Source organism: Vibrio gigantis, from assembly GCF_024347515.1.
Classification (GTDB): domain Bacteria; phylum Pseudomonadota; class Gammaproteobacteria; order Enterobacterales; family Vibrionaceae; genus Vibrio; species Vibrio gigantis.
In genome coordinates, this window is sequence record NZ_AP025492.1 from 968,810 (window position 1) to 985,229 (window position 16,420).

Sequence of the window (16,420 nt, forward strand, 5' to 3'; positions counted from 1 at the left end):
ATTTCTTTCCTAGTTCCGTGTCAGGCTCATGCTTCTTCGATACAAATTGCGATGTCTTTCACTTCGTAAATACGCAGACCATCTTTGCTCAGGTTTGCGTCGCCAACGATGATGCGTTTGCCGTCTTCGTCTTTAACCGCAGTGATATGTACATCCAGAGACATCTGTTTGTTCAGAGGGTTAATCTGACCACGGTATTTCCATTTCACTTCAGATTGGATTTGACCGAACTTCGGATTGCGGAAGCCAGCGCCAAGATCTTTGTTTAGCGCATAGGTTTGCATCAGCTCGATGATCGCTTCGACACCTAGAGAACCTGGCATTACTGGGTCTTGATGGAAGTGGAATTGGAAGAACCAATCGCTTGGGTCAATCGTACGCTCTGCATATAGGTAGCCAAGGCCGTCTTTACCACCGTCGCTAGTGATCTGTACGGTATCGATAAAGTTCAAACGACCGCCAGCCAATTTGTAGTGCTCTTGAACTTCACCCGCAGCTGAAACGGGTGCATTGAAGTAACGAGTTGTTTTGTCTAGCAGGTTGATGTTTACATCCGGCGTGCGGTTGTTATCAACGTGCCAAGGATGAGTCACCTTACCGTTGTCCAAACCTAGTTGGTCTTTCAGTGCAGCACCTTTGAAGTAACCAAATACCGCTGTACCTTGGTAGAAAGGCACGCCGTCAGTGCTCAGTTCGAAGCTGAAGCTCTGCACGATGTTGGTGCCCATCATGACGGTTGAAAGAAGACGAGAATCATTGGTGATGGTTTTGCCACGTAAGTCGACGTTACGCAGCATTTTGCCACTGCCGTCTAGGTTACGGAAAAACAGTTCTTCACCTGGGAAGCCCAATGTGGTGCCCATGTAGCCAGAGATGAAGCCGTTTGGCTGAAGTGAAATCTCCATCAATACCGAGTAAGGCATTAAGGTATGGTGGCTGTTTTCATCGAAATACCATGCGTTTTCTGGCACTTCGTATTCTGCGATACACGATGAAGGCTTCTTGAAGTCGCCACGCTTACCGTCGATTTCTACGACACGAGTGGTTAACTGCAAGTCGCCACACGGAGTACGTGGTGGAATCATTCCACGGTAGATAGAGAAGTCAGGGCCGAAACATTTTTCGATATCTCCAGTCGCGAATTCGAACATGTGATAAGGCGTGAACGGAACCGTATCGGGTGTTCGGTTCGGGTAATCTGGCGTTACCGGAGCTTCAACGTGTTGAAGAGGGATTACGCCTTTGTTTGGCGCAGTTTCTAGATCTTCAATTTGCGCCATCAGTGGTGCATTTGCTGAAGCCTGCTGATTAACGGCGGGTGTATGACCCAAGTTTTCGATAACAGGGGTCGCAACAGGTGTTTCTAAAGAAGGCAGGTAACGAGTACATTCGTCATCTTCTTTGAGCATTACACCTAAGTTTTGGAAATCAACAATCACTTTGCCGTTCAGCAAGATATCGATGTTAGCCTTCGCGTATGGGCGAGGGCTTAGACCAATTTCAGTCACTTCCATGCGGTAAGTCAGTTCTGCCGATTGTGGTAGCACTTGTCCACGACAACGCACTTGTTGAGGCGCGTTTTCAAGGGGTTGGAAACGACCATTTTGAACAAGCGTGTGCATGCCAAGGTGCATCATGAAGAACTGAAGCAGTTGACCACAACCTTCTGCCATCAAAGAGCCAGCCATTACTGAGTCATCTTTGAAGTGACAAGGGAAGTACCAGTGCTCTGGCTCTAGCTGTTTGTGACCTTCAATCAGACCAAGTCCCCATGTGCCGCCTTGTGGTTCAACACGGCTGACCTTTTCGATCATCATGAACTTCTCTGAGCTGAAGCATAGAGAAGGCTGGTGGCGATCAGATTGGTGAGTTGGGCCAAAACATTCTGCGATGTTTGCAGTCAGTAGGTGGCGTAATTCTTGGTGGTTAAACTGCGTTTTAGGGCAGTGCAGAATCGGGTCGAAGCGTTGCTTAGTTGCAAGCTTACGAGCCTTGATCTCGTCTTCAGTGTGAATCACACCTTTGCCGTCTGCCAGTTCTTCATCAGTGAAGAAGCCTGCACAGCCGTTATCCATTTTCAGGATCATCTTGTCGCCAACGAAACACTCGTACGAGAAGAAGAAAAGTAGTGTGTCGCCATTGCGAGCAAAGCTGTTGATTGAGATGTCGTAACGGAGTGTATCGCCACCACGAGGCAAGTCGCCAAGGAAGGTCAGCGTACAATCGAGTAGGCGATAAACGCGCTCGCCTTTGTTTTCAAAATCAATGCCTAGGTAGCTGATCAGCATCAGGTCACATTGGCCAGATTCAACCGCAACTGCCCAAGGGATCTGACCATCTACAAGATACGGTGCATCAACAGGGATGTCGTATTCTGTGGTCATTGTGCTTGGCTTGTACTCGTTAACGGTCGCGTTGAGCTTAGTCACACGAGATACCAATAGGTAGTCGGTGGTTGGCAAACGAACGCGGCGCGAGTAGCTATCAATGATCGCGTAGTCGGGGCCAAATACGTTAGCGATGTCGCCTTCAGCGTATTCAACCAGATCATCGTAATCCCAGATACATGGCTTACGAACGGGCTTCACAGGTGCAGGCGTCGCAAATACGTTGACTGGCACTGACTGGGCTTGAGTTGGTTGAGCTTGAACAGGCTGATCTGATGTCTGTTGCCCCGTCGTTTGTTGACCATTCGTTTGTTGAGAAACGGCTGAGCTATCTAAACCAGCCGTAACTGCGTTTAGCTGTGCTTTTAATAGTGCATCAGCCATCTGCATACCTTGGGCACGAGTGTGCAGGAATGCTTTGTGTACTTGCTGCGCCGCTTGCTGATTTTGAGCAAAAGCGTGGTTGTATGGTGTTACAGACGGCTGTGATGCTGCATCCGTATCAGCGTCGATGTTCGATGCGCCATTTTTAGCGGATAGGACATGAGTCATATTGCTGTGGTTACCTGTTAGCTGACTGTGGCGAGTTTGCGCCAGAGTAGGGGATACTGATGGTGACAATGTTTCTGTAGCGTGTGCTGCTTTCTCTGCAATCTCGGCTTTGTCTTTTAGTGTTGCCTGAATGTGTGCAGTCGTTGGGACAGAAACGATTCGCGCCGCTTGCTTACCAGAAGCTTTTTGTTGAATGTGCGCTAGGTTAGCGATTGGTGTCTCTGCGATGTGTTGATAAATATCGCGGCCACCGAGAGTCACTTGTTTAACCAATTGACGCTTAGTATCACTTGCCAGTTCACTACTTAAACGAACAGAAAGTGAGTGAGATTCAACACTCGATTGACTTAGTAGCAGCTGTGAACATTGTCCTTCGCTGATGTTGGCAACTATCGCGCTCTTAGAGCTGACATTTGGATTCAGAGGTGCAAGGTTCAGGTTGAGCAGACCGTGTAGCAGGCTTGCCATGCCAGAAGCTGCAGAGCAGTGACCAACACGTTGGCTCGCTTGAGTCGTCTTTGTGTTCCCTAGGCTGAGAAACGAAGATTCATGCGATGAAGTCTCTGGCCCATGGTTAAGCTCAAGCAGAGAAACATCGTTCGAGCCCATGCCAACTTGAGTCAGTAACTCATCAGCAACGGCGTTGTTATGCTTGCTTGAACCAAAAGCCAATGCGTTGATGCTGCCGTAAGCCGTGTCTTGGTTGCTAGCTACTCGACCTTCTTCAACAAGAACAATCGCACCTGCGCCTTCACCTACATTCCAACTGCCGTCTTGCGGTTGTCCGAATTTTGGAGCAAGCGACACTGGGCTCACGCTGTTGTTCAGAATCACATGCTCTGCACTGCCGCTTAGGTCAACGGCTGCAATCACGACTGCGTCCATTGATTCTTGCGACATTAGGTTTTGCGCGACATCGATACAACGAGCAACCGACTGTTCAGCGGCTGAAATCGTAAAGGCAGGGCCATTAAAGTCCCACAATGAAGAGATACGCGAAGCCATGATATTGCCGATGAAACTGGTGTATTGGTTCAGCTTGGCAGCGTCCATCACACTGTCCATCGCGATGGTTTCTAGCGATTGGTATTCGTCTTGAGTTAGTTCTATACCCATGTTGGCAAAGCTGTCAGCCAGTTGGCTATGCAGGTTTACGCGCCCACGGAATTGGTGCATCTCAAGCTCTGTTTCCATTGCGACCAGTACAGCTACCTTTTGGCCCGCTACGAGCTTGGCATCTTTGATGGCTTCATCTGCAACTTTCATCAGTAGCAACTGCTGAGAGATCAAACGGTCATCTTCATTAGGCGGCACTTTGAAGCGTAGGAAATCGAGATCGAATTGATCGATGTACGCTCCGTTTGGAATGCCGTGTAAACCAAATTGATTCAGTAGTTCTGGATGTTGGTCTAAGCCTTTCCAGCGTTTCTTAGGCAAAGCAATGAAAGCATCGTTGTTGGTCTCGATCGCAGTACTTAGTGCATTGATACTTTGCAGAGAACCGAAGTGAGACGCTAGGCCTGTAATACTTAAATTAGGCGATTGTAGTCTTGGAGACGTTGACTCTAGAGCCTGGTTTACATGGCTGGTGTTTGAATACGCTTCAAGCAGCAAGTGAGCGTTACAACCACCGAAACCAAATACAGACACACCTGCGCAGCGCTCTGAGTTACCCGCTTTACTTGGCCAAGGTTGAACCTGCGTTGGTAGAGTCTGCGAGCCAAATAAACCTTCTGGCGACGATAGTGGCTTATCCAAGTTAATACTTGGTGGCAGCACGCCTTCTTTCATCGCAAAGATCATCTTCATGATCCCCGGCATACCTGCCGCAGTCAGTAAGTGACCGAGGTTTGATTTCGCAGAACCAATCAATGGCGGGTTAGAACCATTCAATTTTTCAGTAAAGAATCGTTCCATTGAGGTTAACTCAACCTTGTCACCTAATGGTGTGCCGGTTGCGTGACACTCAATCACTTCAATGCTGTCTGGTGATAGGTTTGAAGCCTCGTAAGCGCGTTCAAAGGCTTGTACTTGTCCTTTGCTGTTTGGGCTTAATACGAACTGGCCACGGCCATCGTTCGATAAGCCAATGCCGCTCACTACCGCATAAATGTTGTCGCCATCACGCTCGGCATCAGCTAAGCGTTTTAGTACTAAAACACCGGCGCCTTCGCCAGCAAACAAGCCTTTACTGTTGCTATCAAACGGAACCGACACACCGTGGTCTGGGTAAGCGTGGAAAATGGAGAATCCCATGTTGATGAAGAATGGGTCTGCACCAGATACCGCACCCGCCAACATCATGTCGGCTTTGCCCGTGTTCAAGTAATCACACGCTAACTTCAATGAATACACTGAGCTCGCACATGCCGCATCTAGGCTAAGTTGCACGTTGCCTAGACCCAACGCATCAGCCACTAACTTCGAGGCGTTGTGTGCTGCCGCACCGTTGATCGGGTTGAGGTCTTGAGCAGTTTCATTGGTTGGCAGCAGTGAAAACTGGTCATTAGCCAATTTTGCTTGTAGTGCTTTCTCTACCACCGAGTGATACATCGGCAGAAACAGATCGTTCGAACGTGTTGTTGGGAACGAAAGGGCACCCATGATCACGCCTGTGCGATCTAAAACATCGGCATTCAGATCAATGCCGGCGTCGACTAAAGCCTTACGACTGGTATCCAAAGCCCAAAGGAAACTCTGGTCGACACCTTTGAATGACTCGGCTGTTAAGCGGTAGCCATTGCTGTCGAAATTGAAGTTTTCGATGTAGCCGCCTTTATCACAGTAAAAGCGGTCCGACTCACCTTGCACGCCCTGATAGCTTTCAGGTTTAGCGCCTAACTTTTCAGCGCTTAATGTGGTTCGAGAATCTTTTTTGTTCAGCAAGTTTTGCCAAAAGTCTTTTGGCGTATCAGCTTCTGGGTATTGGTTCGCAATACCGACAATCGCGATCTTATTGCACTTCACTTGCTGCTTATTCTGAGCTTGAGCCTGATATTGAGAACTCATACTAGCTCTCCTTGATGATTTACTGTTCTGCCTTTGCATACACCACTGAATTGCTTAGCGGCGGTGATCTGTTGTTCTAGCCCTTGAATAAGGGGCTCGACAGACAGTGGAATTTGATGAGTAATGAGCTGACCAATGCACTTGATGAGCGTGATAACATCGTCGCCACCTTTGGCATTGGAAGCGATTGTGTAGTATTGGTCTGATACGCTGTCGCTGCGGTTGATCTTGTCGATCAATGTGCTGGTTTGACGATCGGCGCCTACTTCGACAAACAGACGAGCACCTTGTTGACGCGCACTTTGAATCAACGCGGTGAAATCCAGCGTTGAACAGAAAGTGTCGGCAATCGAAAGGGCGATGCTGTCGCTATCGATATTGATTGGTGCGCCAGTTGGCAAGCCAGCTGCGCTGATAAAGCGGATATGCCTTGGCAACTCGTCGAACAGTGGTTGCGTGTAAAACTCTCGCACTTGGCTGTGTTGGCTCAACGCTGGCGTGGTGTGCATTGCGGTGACACGATTCGCGGCAATGCCACGTTTACCCAATTTTTTGAGTAGTGCGCGACATGTGCTTTCACAACCGGCCAGTACGCAGGTGTCACCTTGGATAATGGCAAGGTAAGCACGTGGAAACTCCGGTAACAGGGCCTCAATCGCTTGCGCATCACTGCGAACCACAAAGCTATTCCATTGGATGCTTTCGTCGCTGTTTAGCTGCCAATCTTGACGCACCGCGGTGAGTTCGCCCGAAATAGCCGTCGTGAAGATAGGACTGGTTTGAGTCATCTCAATCAGCGCATGTGGGTTTTTCCAAACATTTAAGCTGGCCCACATGGAAGCTTCACCCTTGGAGTAACCTAAAGCGAAGTCTGGCTGCACTTTGAATTCATCACATAGCAGTTGTGTTAACAGGTAACTACTGCCCACACCTGCAATTGCCAATTCACTGAGCGACATTTCTTGCGAGTCTTCAGCGTAGGTTTTGTCAGCCTGCAGCATCTCTTTCAAGTTCCCTTCTCGCTCTAAGCGGGCAAATAACTGTGGGAAATGGTGGTGAAACTCGCGCAACATGCCGGGATAAACCGTGCCAACACCAGGGTAAACAAATGCAACACCCCCTTTGCTTTGAGGCATAGGTGAGAAACAACTGCCTGCTGGCGTTTTGTAGTGGCTATTGTCTGCCATTACTTTTGGCAACGCATTTTCTATCGCTGTGATTTCTTGTAGTGCTGCCTCAATTGAAGCGGCCTGAATCACGATATTCGCGCCAAGGTCAACATTGTGTTGAACGCTTTGGAAGTTGCTTAGGTTTGAATGCATCACGCTGGCGATAGCAAGTTCGCTGTCTGCCGATTCGTTAACGCATTTAAGCTCTTCTCTTAACGAGGTTAACTGAGAAACCAATTCGGCTTGTTCGTTGCCTGAAACCACAAACATCAAACGCTCGCTCGATAGCAAGGGCTTTGGTTCTTGCAAACCGGTCGCTTGAGTCAATATCAGGCTGGTGGCTTTTTGGCTATCGTCACTGAAAGTTAACGCAGCAACACGTGCTTTGTTCGGCTCAGTAAACCAATAATGGCTCGGTAATGAATGGTTTGGCAATGAACGGCTCGATATCGCTTCAACCATATTCAACAACTCATCAAACTGCTGCGAAGCAGAGAGTGCTGAGTATTGCTGTTGATGGCTTAGGTCTGAAGCGGGGCGGCGTGCAATGTCCAAAGCTAGCTGGATGCTATCTCCGGTAACAGCATCTACAAAACCCGCTAAATTCGCGTGTGGGTGAATCTTATTCTGAGCAGCGGTCAGTGCACTCAACATCACTAATGATGGAGAGTGAGAATCCAAACAAAGCTTAACAACACTACCTTGATTGACTGTCTCGATGGTGTGAGTAAGTGCTTGATTAAAATTGCCATCAACCACAACAGTAATCACCTCTGGAAGCGAAGGTGATAAGTCGGCAGAAAGCTCAGCCGAGTTTGCTGGCTGAGCTAAAAGAGCGATGCGCAATGGCATCGCTTTATTAGTAGGAACAGTCACTATGACAATTGCTCCTTTTCTGCGTTCTTAGTAGTCTCTTTCTTCGACACTGCTGAGCTAGGTTTCGGCAAGAATGCGTCATTTAAGCTCTTGCTGATGGTGACTTTGGCACCTTTCATTACTGCGCTTAAACGACCATCTTGATGGTAAAGCGAGATATCAGCTTGCAGTGAACGAGCCGTGCTTTTTATTACGCTCAGCTCTAGCCAACCTTGGTCACCATTGTGCATCGGTGCGTAACAAATAAACTCACCAATTGCAGACGGCAGGCTTGCCGCGCCGTATTTCAATCGAGCCCATACCAGCATGGTTTGCAGCAAATAATCTTCAGCAAATGGCTGGCTATCACCAAAACCTTGCTTCGGAATAAATGATCCGCAGTCGCTGTTTTCAATCTGAGGCAACTGGCATTGAGCCAATAAGCCTAAGTCGTCAAAGCGTTCGACTGAAGTAATACCTTGCAGTCTTGGTCCATGAAACAAAGTACCGTCACTGTATAGAGCTTGTGCCGTTGTTACAGGTGTTGAAGTGTTGGCTTCAAAGCGCTTTGTCGACGCTTGTTGAACATCTTCAGACACTTGCACAGAGGCAACTTGCAACTGAGCTTGATACTGTGGTCGCCCTTGGCAACTGATCACTGCTTTTAGCTGATCTTTTGATTTAGCGTCAGGGGAAAGAACCAGTTTCAGCTCTTGCACTTCATCAGTATCAAAAATCACACCCTTAAGCAGTTTGTAGTTGTGAACGCTAACGTTCACCCCTAACAGTTGCTCTGCTACTTCGCGCATCCATTGGATGGCACACACTGTCGGTAACACTGGGTTACCGGCAATGCAGTGATCTTGAATGAAAGGCAATGCCTTCGGATCAAGATGACGTGTCACAGTGATGCTTGTATTCAGCGGACTCTTTGCAAGATGCACAGACTCCGCATTAAGCTTTTTTACAGCAGCTTCCTTGTTGTCAGAACCTTGCATGCTAGTGCCAACCAGCAATTGAATGCCAGTTTCGTTCAGTAGCTGAGAACTAAATAGCTCCGCACCTGCCTGAAGAGGAATTACGTACACACCGCGCTCTGTAAACATACGTTTTAGTGCTGCGTTGACCATACCGCCGTCCCACGGTCCCCAGTTAAAGCTCATCACTTTCGCTTGAGGGTTACGCGCAGACAATTGCAGAGCCGCTTTGTTTAGGATCTCGTTAGACATCGAGTAGTCACTTTGGCCTGTGTTTCCGTAGAAACCCGCTGCCGAAGAGAACATCGCAATCAGTTTTAGCTTGCTGCTATCAAGACCACTAAGAACTGCTTCTAGTCCGCCCACTTTCGTGCCGTAAACCATGTTCAGCTCATCAAGCGTTTTGTCTTGAATGTGTTTGTCAGCCAGTACGCCTGCGCCATGGATAAGCCCAGTAATGCCGTCGAAGTTTGTCAGCGTTTTCGCTACTGAATCATGGTTCGATACATCTAGGCTTAGGTATTCAGCGCTTGCGCCAATCTCGTTGAAAGCGGCAAGTGCTGCGTTGATTTCAAGGCTGCTCAATACTGGTTTTAGCAAGGCATCAACTTTCTTCGGTGTTGGTTTGTCACCTGTTGCTTGTAGGTGAGCGATAGCCGCTGGTTTTAGATCTTTCTCTTGCTTGCCTTGTGCCCACTGAGGTAGCTCAGCTGAAGTAATATGCTTACTACGACCTGCAAGAATGAAGTGAGACTTACATTGCTTAGCAAGTGTTAGTGCACATTCAAACGTCACGCCTTTAGCGCCACCCGTCACCAAAACTTTGTCGCTCTTGGTGAGCTGAGCGCCTGCGTTTTTGGTTTGTGCAGCGCCTGGTGTTGCAGCAATCAATGTTGCACGACCAGATTCACCGTTTTCCGCATGGCTAAGACCGATTTCAACCGTGTTGGTATCGATATCGAACAGTTCGCCAGTGATAGCTTCAGCAAGGTGACGAGCATCAATAGAAGCATCAGCATCCAATGCACGGCAGAACACGTTTGACCATTCGTGGCTCAGTGTCTTAGTGAGACCAGACAGCGCTGCTTGGTTAAGTTCTGCATTCGCTAGTTGCTTAGCATCTAGGTAACCAAAGCCACCATCGATACGGCTTAGTGTGAAGAACACGCTGCGACCTGAAACGGCATTCAGCTGACCATTTAGGTGTTTAGCGAATAAGAACGCTGTGGTTAGCGAAGCTCTTGAGTCTGCATTCAAGTTAACCGCTTGCTCGTTGCTTTGTTTCGCATCAACGATAGCTTGTAGGTGAATGAAGCCAGCAATCACTTTGTTCGACGTTTTAAGGTCTGCTTCGATGTCGTTAATAACCGCAGTCACACCAGCATCATCGACGCTGTTGAGTGTGTAGCTTGCGATTTCACTGTTTAAAGGTGACGCGGCAGAAAGAGCACTACGCACTACAGCAACTTGAATGCCGTTAGCGGTCAACTTTTCTGCTAGAACACCGGCGTTGTGACCATCATCTGTGATCACGACACAAGCGTTTTTTGAGAAACAATCGACGAATTTATCTGCCGCTGGTAGCTTTTTTAGCGCTACCTCATTGTGTGGAGGAAGTTCCGCTGTCGCTGTTTCTGCGATTGGCGTTACTGAATCTGCTTTTGGAGTCGCTACGGGTGCAGCAGATAGCTTGCTTTGCATGTAGGTAACGATTTCACCAAGCGTACGACACTCAGCTAAGTCTTCAGGGTTTAGCTCTGGCAGTGTTGGTAGCTGGTCTTGAACCGTACCCAGGATCTCAACGCGTTTGATTGAGTCGATACCAAGGTCTGCTTCCATGTCCATCGCTAGGTCGAGCATTTCTGCTGGGTAACCTGTTTTGTCGGCAACCACTTCCATCATTGTTGATTGAACATGAGCAGGGTTTAGGTCGTTGCTTACGCTTTCTACTGAGGCTATATCTGCTTCTGGAGCTACTGTCGCAGTTTCCGAACTAGGAGCCAACTTGCTGTTCATGTAGTCAACAATTTCACCCAGCGTACGACACTCAGCTAGGTCTTCAGGGTTCAGCTCTGGCAATGTTGGTAGCTGGTCTTGAACCGTACCAAGGATCTCAACACGTTTGATTGAGTCGATGCCAAGGTCTGCTTCCATGTCCATTGCTAGGTCTAGCATTTCTGTTGGGTAGCCCGTTTTATCAGCCACTACGCTCAGCATTGTGCCTTGAACTTGTTCTGCGTTTAAACCGTTTGATACAGCCTGCACTGGTGTAGATACTTGAGCTGCTACTGGAGCCGAAGCTGGAAGCTTGCTGTTCATGTAGTCTACGATCTCGCCTAGAGTACGACACTCAGCGAGGTCTTCAGGGTTGAGCTCTGGAAGAGTCGGTAGTTCGTCTTGTACCGTACCTAGGATTTCAACACGCTTGATTGAGTCGATACCAAGGTCGGCTTCCATGTCCATTGCTAGGTCTAGCATTTCAGTCGGGTAGCCCGTCTTCTCTGCGACCACTTCTAACATGGTTTTTTGAACTACTGCTGCATCTAAACCGCTAGCTGCTTGAACTGAAGTTGCTGCAGTTTGAGCGACTACAGGTGCAGAAGCCGGAAGCTTGCTGTTCATGTAGTCTACGATCTCGCCTAGAGTACGACACTCAGCTAAGTCTTCAGGGTTTAGCTCTGGAAGAGTAGGCAGTTCATCTTGAACCGTACCAAGAATCTCAACACGCTTGATTGAATCGATACCAAGGTCTGCTTCCATATCCATTTCTAGATCAAGCATTTCCGTTGGGTAACCTGTCTTCTCAGCAACTACTTCTAGCATGGTTTGTTGAACGACTTGTGCATCAAGACCGTTAGCTACAGCAACTGCTTGAACTGGTGCAGCGTCATTAGTTGAAACTCCAGAAGGCATCTTGCTGTTCATGTAAGTAACGATTTCACCAAGAGTACGACACTCAGCTAAATCTTCAGGATTCAGCTCAGGTAGGTTTGGCATTTCGTCTTGAACGGTACCAAGAATCTCTACGCGCTTGATTGAGTCGATACCAAGGTCAGCTTCCATGTCCATTTCTAGATCAAGCATTTCCGTTGGGTAACCCGTTTTCTCGGCAACTACTTCTAGCATCACTTTTTCAGCATCGGCTGTTTGTACTGCTGCTGGTGCAGCCACAGGAGCTGGTTGCGCTTTAACTGGCACTGGCTGACCTGCAACAGGTGCTGCTGCTTGAGCCGCTACTTGTGGTACAGGAACTGCTTTCTGTACTGGAGCTTGTTGAGCTTGTTGAGCTGTTGTATTTTGAACTGGCGCCGCTTGTACAGGGGCAGTTTGCACTTGAGCTACAGGCTGTTGAACGATCGCTGTTGGAGTAGCTGGAGCTTGAATCGCTGGCTGAGTATTTACTGGCGCAACGAAAGTTGGTTGTACCGTTTGTACTGAACCTTGCGTCAGCATATTAAGTGCTGAGTTGTTGCTGTGCGCTTGCATTTCTAGGTAATGAGCGTGCGCTTTTAGCGTTTCAGCTTGGTGCTGGTGGAACATCTCCATAGAACGCTGTAGGTTCTCAGGAATTGCTACGCCTGCCGTTGCCATTTTCGCTTGCTCAGACATTAGGGTGTTGAACGTGTCACCGTATTGCTGAGGAATCGCCAAGAATTGCTGATGTACTTCGGCTGCTTGTTGTTGAGCATTGAAGAACGACTGCAGAGAAGATTCATCAACCGATACTTGAGCTACTGACTGAATAGTCGCTGGTGCAGGTTGTGCTACTTGAGGCTGCTGAGCTGCTGTTGCTACTTGTGCAACTGACGGTTGTACATTTGAAGCTTGAGGAGCTGCAACAGGTACTTCAACGATTTCTGTTTTAATCACTTCTTTTTCCACGATTTTCTCGACTTCAACTTTCACTTCAACAATCTCAGTCTTTTCGGTGACGTTGCCCGAAGCCAATGATTGATCCATTTTCTTACGAGTAGCAGGGCTGATGTAGTTGGTTGCATTCAGCTTGATGTTCATTGGTGATGCCTTTGCAGGTTCAGCAATGTCAGCTTGGTAAGGGTCAATGTTGTCTAGTGAAACACCTGCCACGCACAGTTGAACCGCAGCTAGGCGAAGCTGTTGGTCACTGTCGCCTTTAGGGCTTGGGTTAATGCTGATTGCGTAAAGTTCTTCGTTCTTATCAGCCAATGTTTTCTCAACCAACTTTTGAAGAATGTTTTTCGGACCGAACTCAACGAATACACGCGCGCCTGCTTCATACATCGCTTCAATTTGCTCGCTGAAACGAACCGATTGCAGCATGTGTTGCTTGAACGCTTTCTTGATCGCTTTAGCGTCTTTGCTGTGCAGTTTGCCTGTTGCGTTTGAGTAAAGCGGCAGCGTTGGAGCGCTGAATGAAGCTTTATCAATTGCAGCAGCAAATGGTTTTTGAGCGTGAGCAACAAGCGGTGTGTGGAAAGCACCAGATACTGGCAGAGCAATCGCTTTGAAACCTTGATCTGTTAGCGCTTGTGCTGCTTGCTGAACGGTTGCTGTTGGACCAGCAATAACCAATTGAGTCGGAGCGTTGTAGTTTGCAATGCTCACACCTTCGAATTGGCTGATGCAGCTTTCAACGGCTGGAAGTTTGTCTGCGTCTAGAATGACCGCAAACATAGTACCGTTGTCGCCTTGTTCAGGTGTCGCTGCCATCGCATCGCCACGAGCGAAAGCTAGTTGGTAGTAATCGTCTTGCGAGATAACACCCGAAGCACATAGTGCGCTTAGCTCACCAAAGCTGTGGCCTGCGACCATGTCTGCTTTGAAGCCAGCTTGGGTCATGATGTCGAACTGACTCATAGACAAAGTACCAATCGCACTTTGCGCATTGGCGGTGTTGGTTAGTACCGCTTCTTGAGCTTTAGTTGCTTCTGGTGTGAAAGTTGGAATTGGGAACAGAATTTGCGACAGAGCCGTTTTCTTGTGCTGACCAAATACTTGATCCGCTTGAGCAAGCTGTTGGCGCATCTCTGGGTAATGACAAGCAAGCTCGCGACCCATGTTCAGGTATTGCGACCCTTGACCTGCAAATAGCGCTGCCACTTTACCTGCGCCGTTTTCTGCAATCAGTGCCGACTCGCGGTAGCTAGTGCCGTTTGGCATCTGCCAATGTGTTTTGGTTTGGCTCTCAAGCATTGAAACCGCTTGAGTCAGCTGAGCTTGAAGGTCTGCTTGGTCAGTAACGACTAAACCAAGACGTGCATGCTTAGCGTCAACTTCGCGTAGAGCGTGTTGCTCAGCAAGCGTTTCCAGTTTGAACGCAACATCTGTAGCTTGAGTTGAAACCTGCTTGAGCTCATTGATCAGTGCTTGGCGAGACTCTGCGCTGAACAATAGAGTTTGCGGAACTTGGCGCTGACGGTATTTGTCACCGCGAGCGTGTTCTGGTGTGTATTCTTCCAATACAACGTGGAAGTTAGTGCCACCAAAACCAAATGAGCTAATACCTGCACGGCGCGGTGTGCCGTCGACACGTTTCATCCAAGGACGTGTTTGTGTGTTTAGGTAGAACGGTGAGTTCTCGATATCTAACTTAGGATTCGGAGCCGATACGTTAATCGTTGGCGGCAGTACTTTGTGGTGCAGTGCCAGTGCAGCTTTGATTAAACCTGCAGTACCCGCGGTTGATTTGGTGTGACCAATTTGAGATTTCACAGAGCCTAATGCAATGTGTTGCTTCTCTTCATTGTTCTCGCTGAATACTGAGTTTAAACCACCAAATTCAGCAACATCACCCGCAGCAGTACCAGTACCGTGCGCTTCTAGTAAGCCAAGCGTGTGCGGTGCAAAACCTGCATCATCGTAAGCACGTTTCAGAGCTTTAGCTTGCCCTTCAGGGCGAGGCGCGTAAATACTCTTGAACTTACCATCCGACGAAGAACCCACACCTTTAATTACCGAGTAGATTCTGTCGCCGTCACGCTCTGCATCTTCAAGACGCTTAAGAGCAACCATGCCGATGCCTTCACCAATCATCATGCCTTTTGAGTCGATATCGAAAGGTTGAATGGTTTCATTGGTGGTGAATGCTGGCGTTTTAGAGAAGCTCATGTACATGGTTGGTGAGTTATCGGTACACACACCACCTGTGATCATCATTTCACTGCGGCCTTCAACCAGCTCGCTCAGTGCCATGCGCATAGCGGCTAGAGAACCTGCACAAGCGGCGTCTACTACACAGTTGATGCCACCAAGGTCAAAGCGGTTAGCGATACGACCTGAAATTACGTTACCCAATGAACCAGGGAATGAGTTCTCTTCCCAGTGAATGTATTGGTCTTGGAATTTTTTGATCAGCATTTCGCTGTCTTCGTCGTTGATGCCACTGCTCTTGAATACTTTTTTCAAAACAGGGTATTGAAGACGAGCGTTAAGGCTTTGAGCGATCTTCTGACCACCACCAACACCCAGCGTGATACCGATCTTATCGCGATCGTAGCCTTCTGGCAGTTTGGCATCTTCAAGTACTTCTTTTGCCACGATCAGAGAAAGCAGCTGTGACGTATCAGTCAGTTCAAGGATATTTGGCGGAAGGCCGAACTCCATTGGATTGAAGTCCACTTCAGGGATGAAACCACCGCGCTTACAGTAAGACTTGTCTGGTGTAGTACGATCTGAATCGTAGTAATCTTCTGGACGCCAGTGCGTATCTGGTACTTCGGTAATCGCATCGATCTTTTCGCTGATAAGATCCCAAAATTTATTCAGGTAACGAGAGTTTGCAAACATGCTCGCCATACCAACGATAGCGATAGGCATATCTTTAAGGCGTTTATTCAGTCGAGAATCGTCGACTGATTCCGGTGTATTTGTCTCGGGTTGGCTCATTATGAGTCTCCACTAGAAATCACAGAAAGTGATGTCGTGTTTTGAGGCTGTGCTTTAAAACTTATAGAAAGAAAATCTGAAACAGATTTAGGGAAGCGCAGCTGAAAATTCAGGTTGCTGAGTGGCGGCAACCAGATAGAAATTAGGTTTTCGAAGTGCGTTGACTTACGAGAGTAGGGGAGGTGTTTCATGCGCGACGGTGGCATTCAAATGTTGAGGCGATGTCCATTAAAATCCTGTTCAAAGTCTGACTAAATGACAAGTCGGTATCCGCAAAGAAAACGTGTGAATTTGTTTAATGGTTGAGCAGGCTACCCGAGGTGAGTTACCGATACAATGCTCCCAGAGGCCACTATGATCTGTTCAGACCAGATGATTTTACGGAACTTTTGTTTTTTGTGTTTTTGATGGAATTAACTTATTGATAATTAATGGGTATGCCTGGTTTTTTAGTGTTTATACTCTATTTATTTGATTGGTGAGATCTATGTCAGATTTTTGTAACTAACATTTAATAGGTGCCTATTCTGTAAGGTGAAGTGTGATCTGTGTTTTAATTTGTTATTATTTGAAAAGTTAGTTTTAAGTCCGTATATGAAGGCTGTTT

The 16,420-nt window shown here is 47.9% G+C and carries 4 protein-coding genes; all 4 read right to left on the reverse strand.

Features of this window, described 5'->3' with window-relative positions:
• Window positions 1-26 precede the first annotated feature (26 nt).
• From OCV56_RS04430 to OCV56_RS26105, 4 genes are read right to left on the reverse strand one after another with little or no spacing between them, the layout of a single operon-like run.
• Window positions 27-5,948 (reverse strand): hotdog fold thioesterase, encoded by a 5,922-nt coding sequence (locus tag OCV56_RS04430; RefSeq protein WP_086712341.1) that lies wholly within the window; start codon window positions 5,946-5,948, stop codon window positions 27-29.
• Window positions 5,945-7,993, reverse strand: a complete 2,049-nt coding sequence (locus OCV56_RS04435; protein ID WP_086712340.1) for a PfaB family protein — start codon at window positions 7,991-7,993, stop codon at window positions 5,945-5,947. The genes OCV56_RS04430 and OCV56_RS04435 overlap by 4 nt, the downstream gene beginning before the upstream one ends.
• Window positions 7,993-15,813 (reverse strand): type I polyketide synthase, encoded by a 7,821-nt coding sequence (locus OCV56_RS04440; protein WP_086712339.1) that lies wholly within the window; start codon window positions 15,811-15,813, stop codon window positions 7,993-7,995. The genes OCV56_RS04435 and OCV56_RS04440 overlap by 1 nt, the downstream gene beginning before the upstream one ends.
• Window positions 15,813-16,004, reverse strand: coding sequence for a hypothetical protein (locus OCV56_RS26105; protein ID WP_086712370.1), 192 nt, complete (start codon window positions 16,002-16,004; stop codon window positions 15,813-15,815). The genes OCV56_RS04440 and OCV56_RS26105 overlap by 1 nt, the downstream gene beginning before the upstream one ends.
• Between the last annotated feature and the right edge of the window lie 416 nt (window positions 16,005-16,420).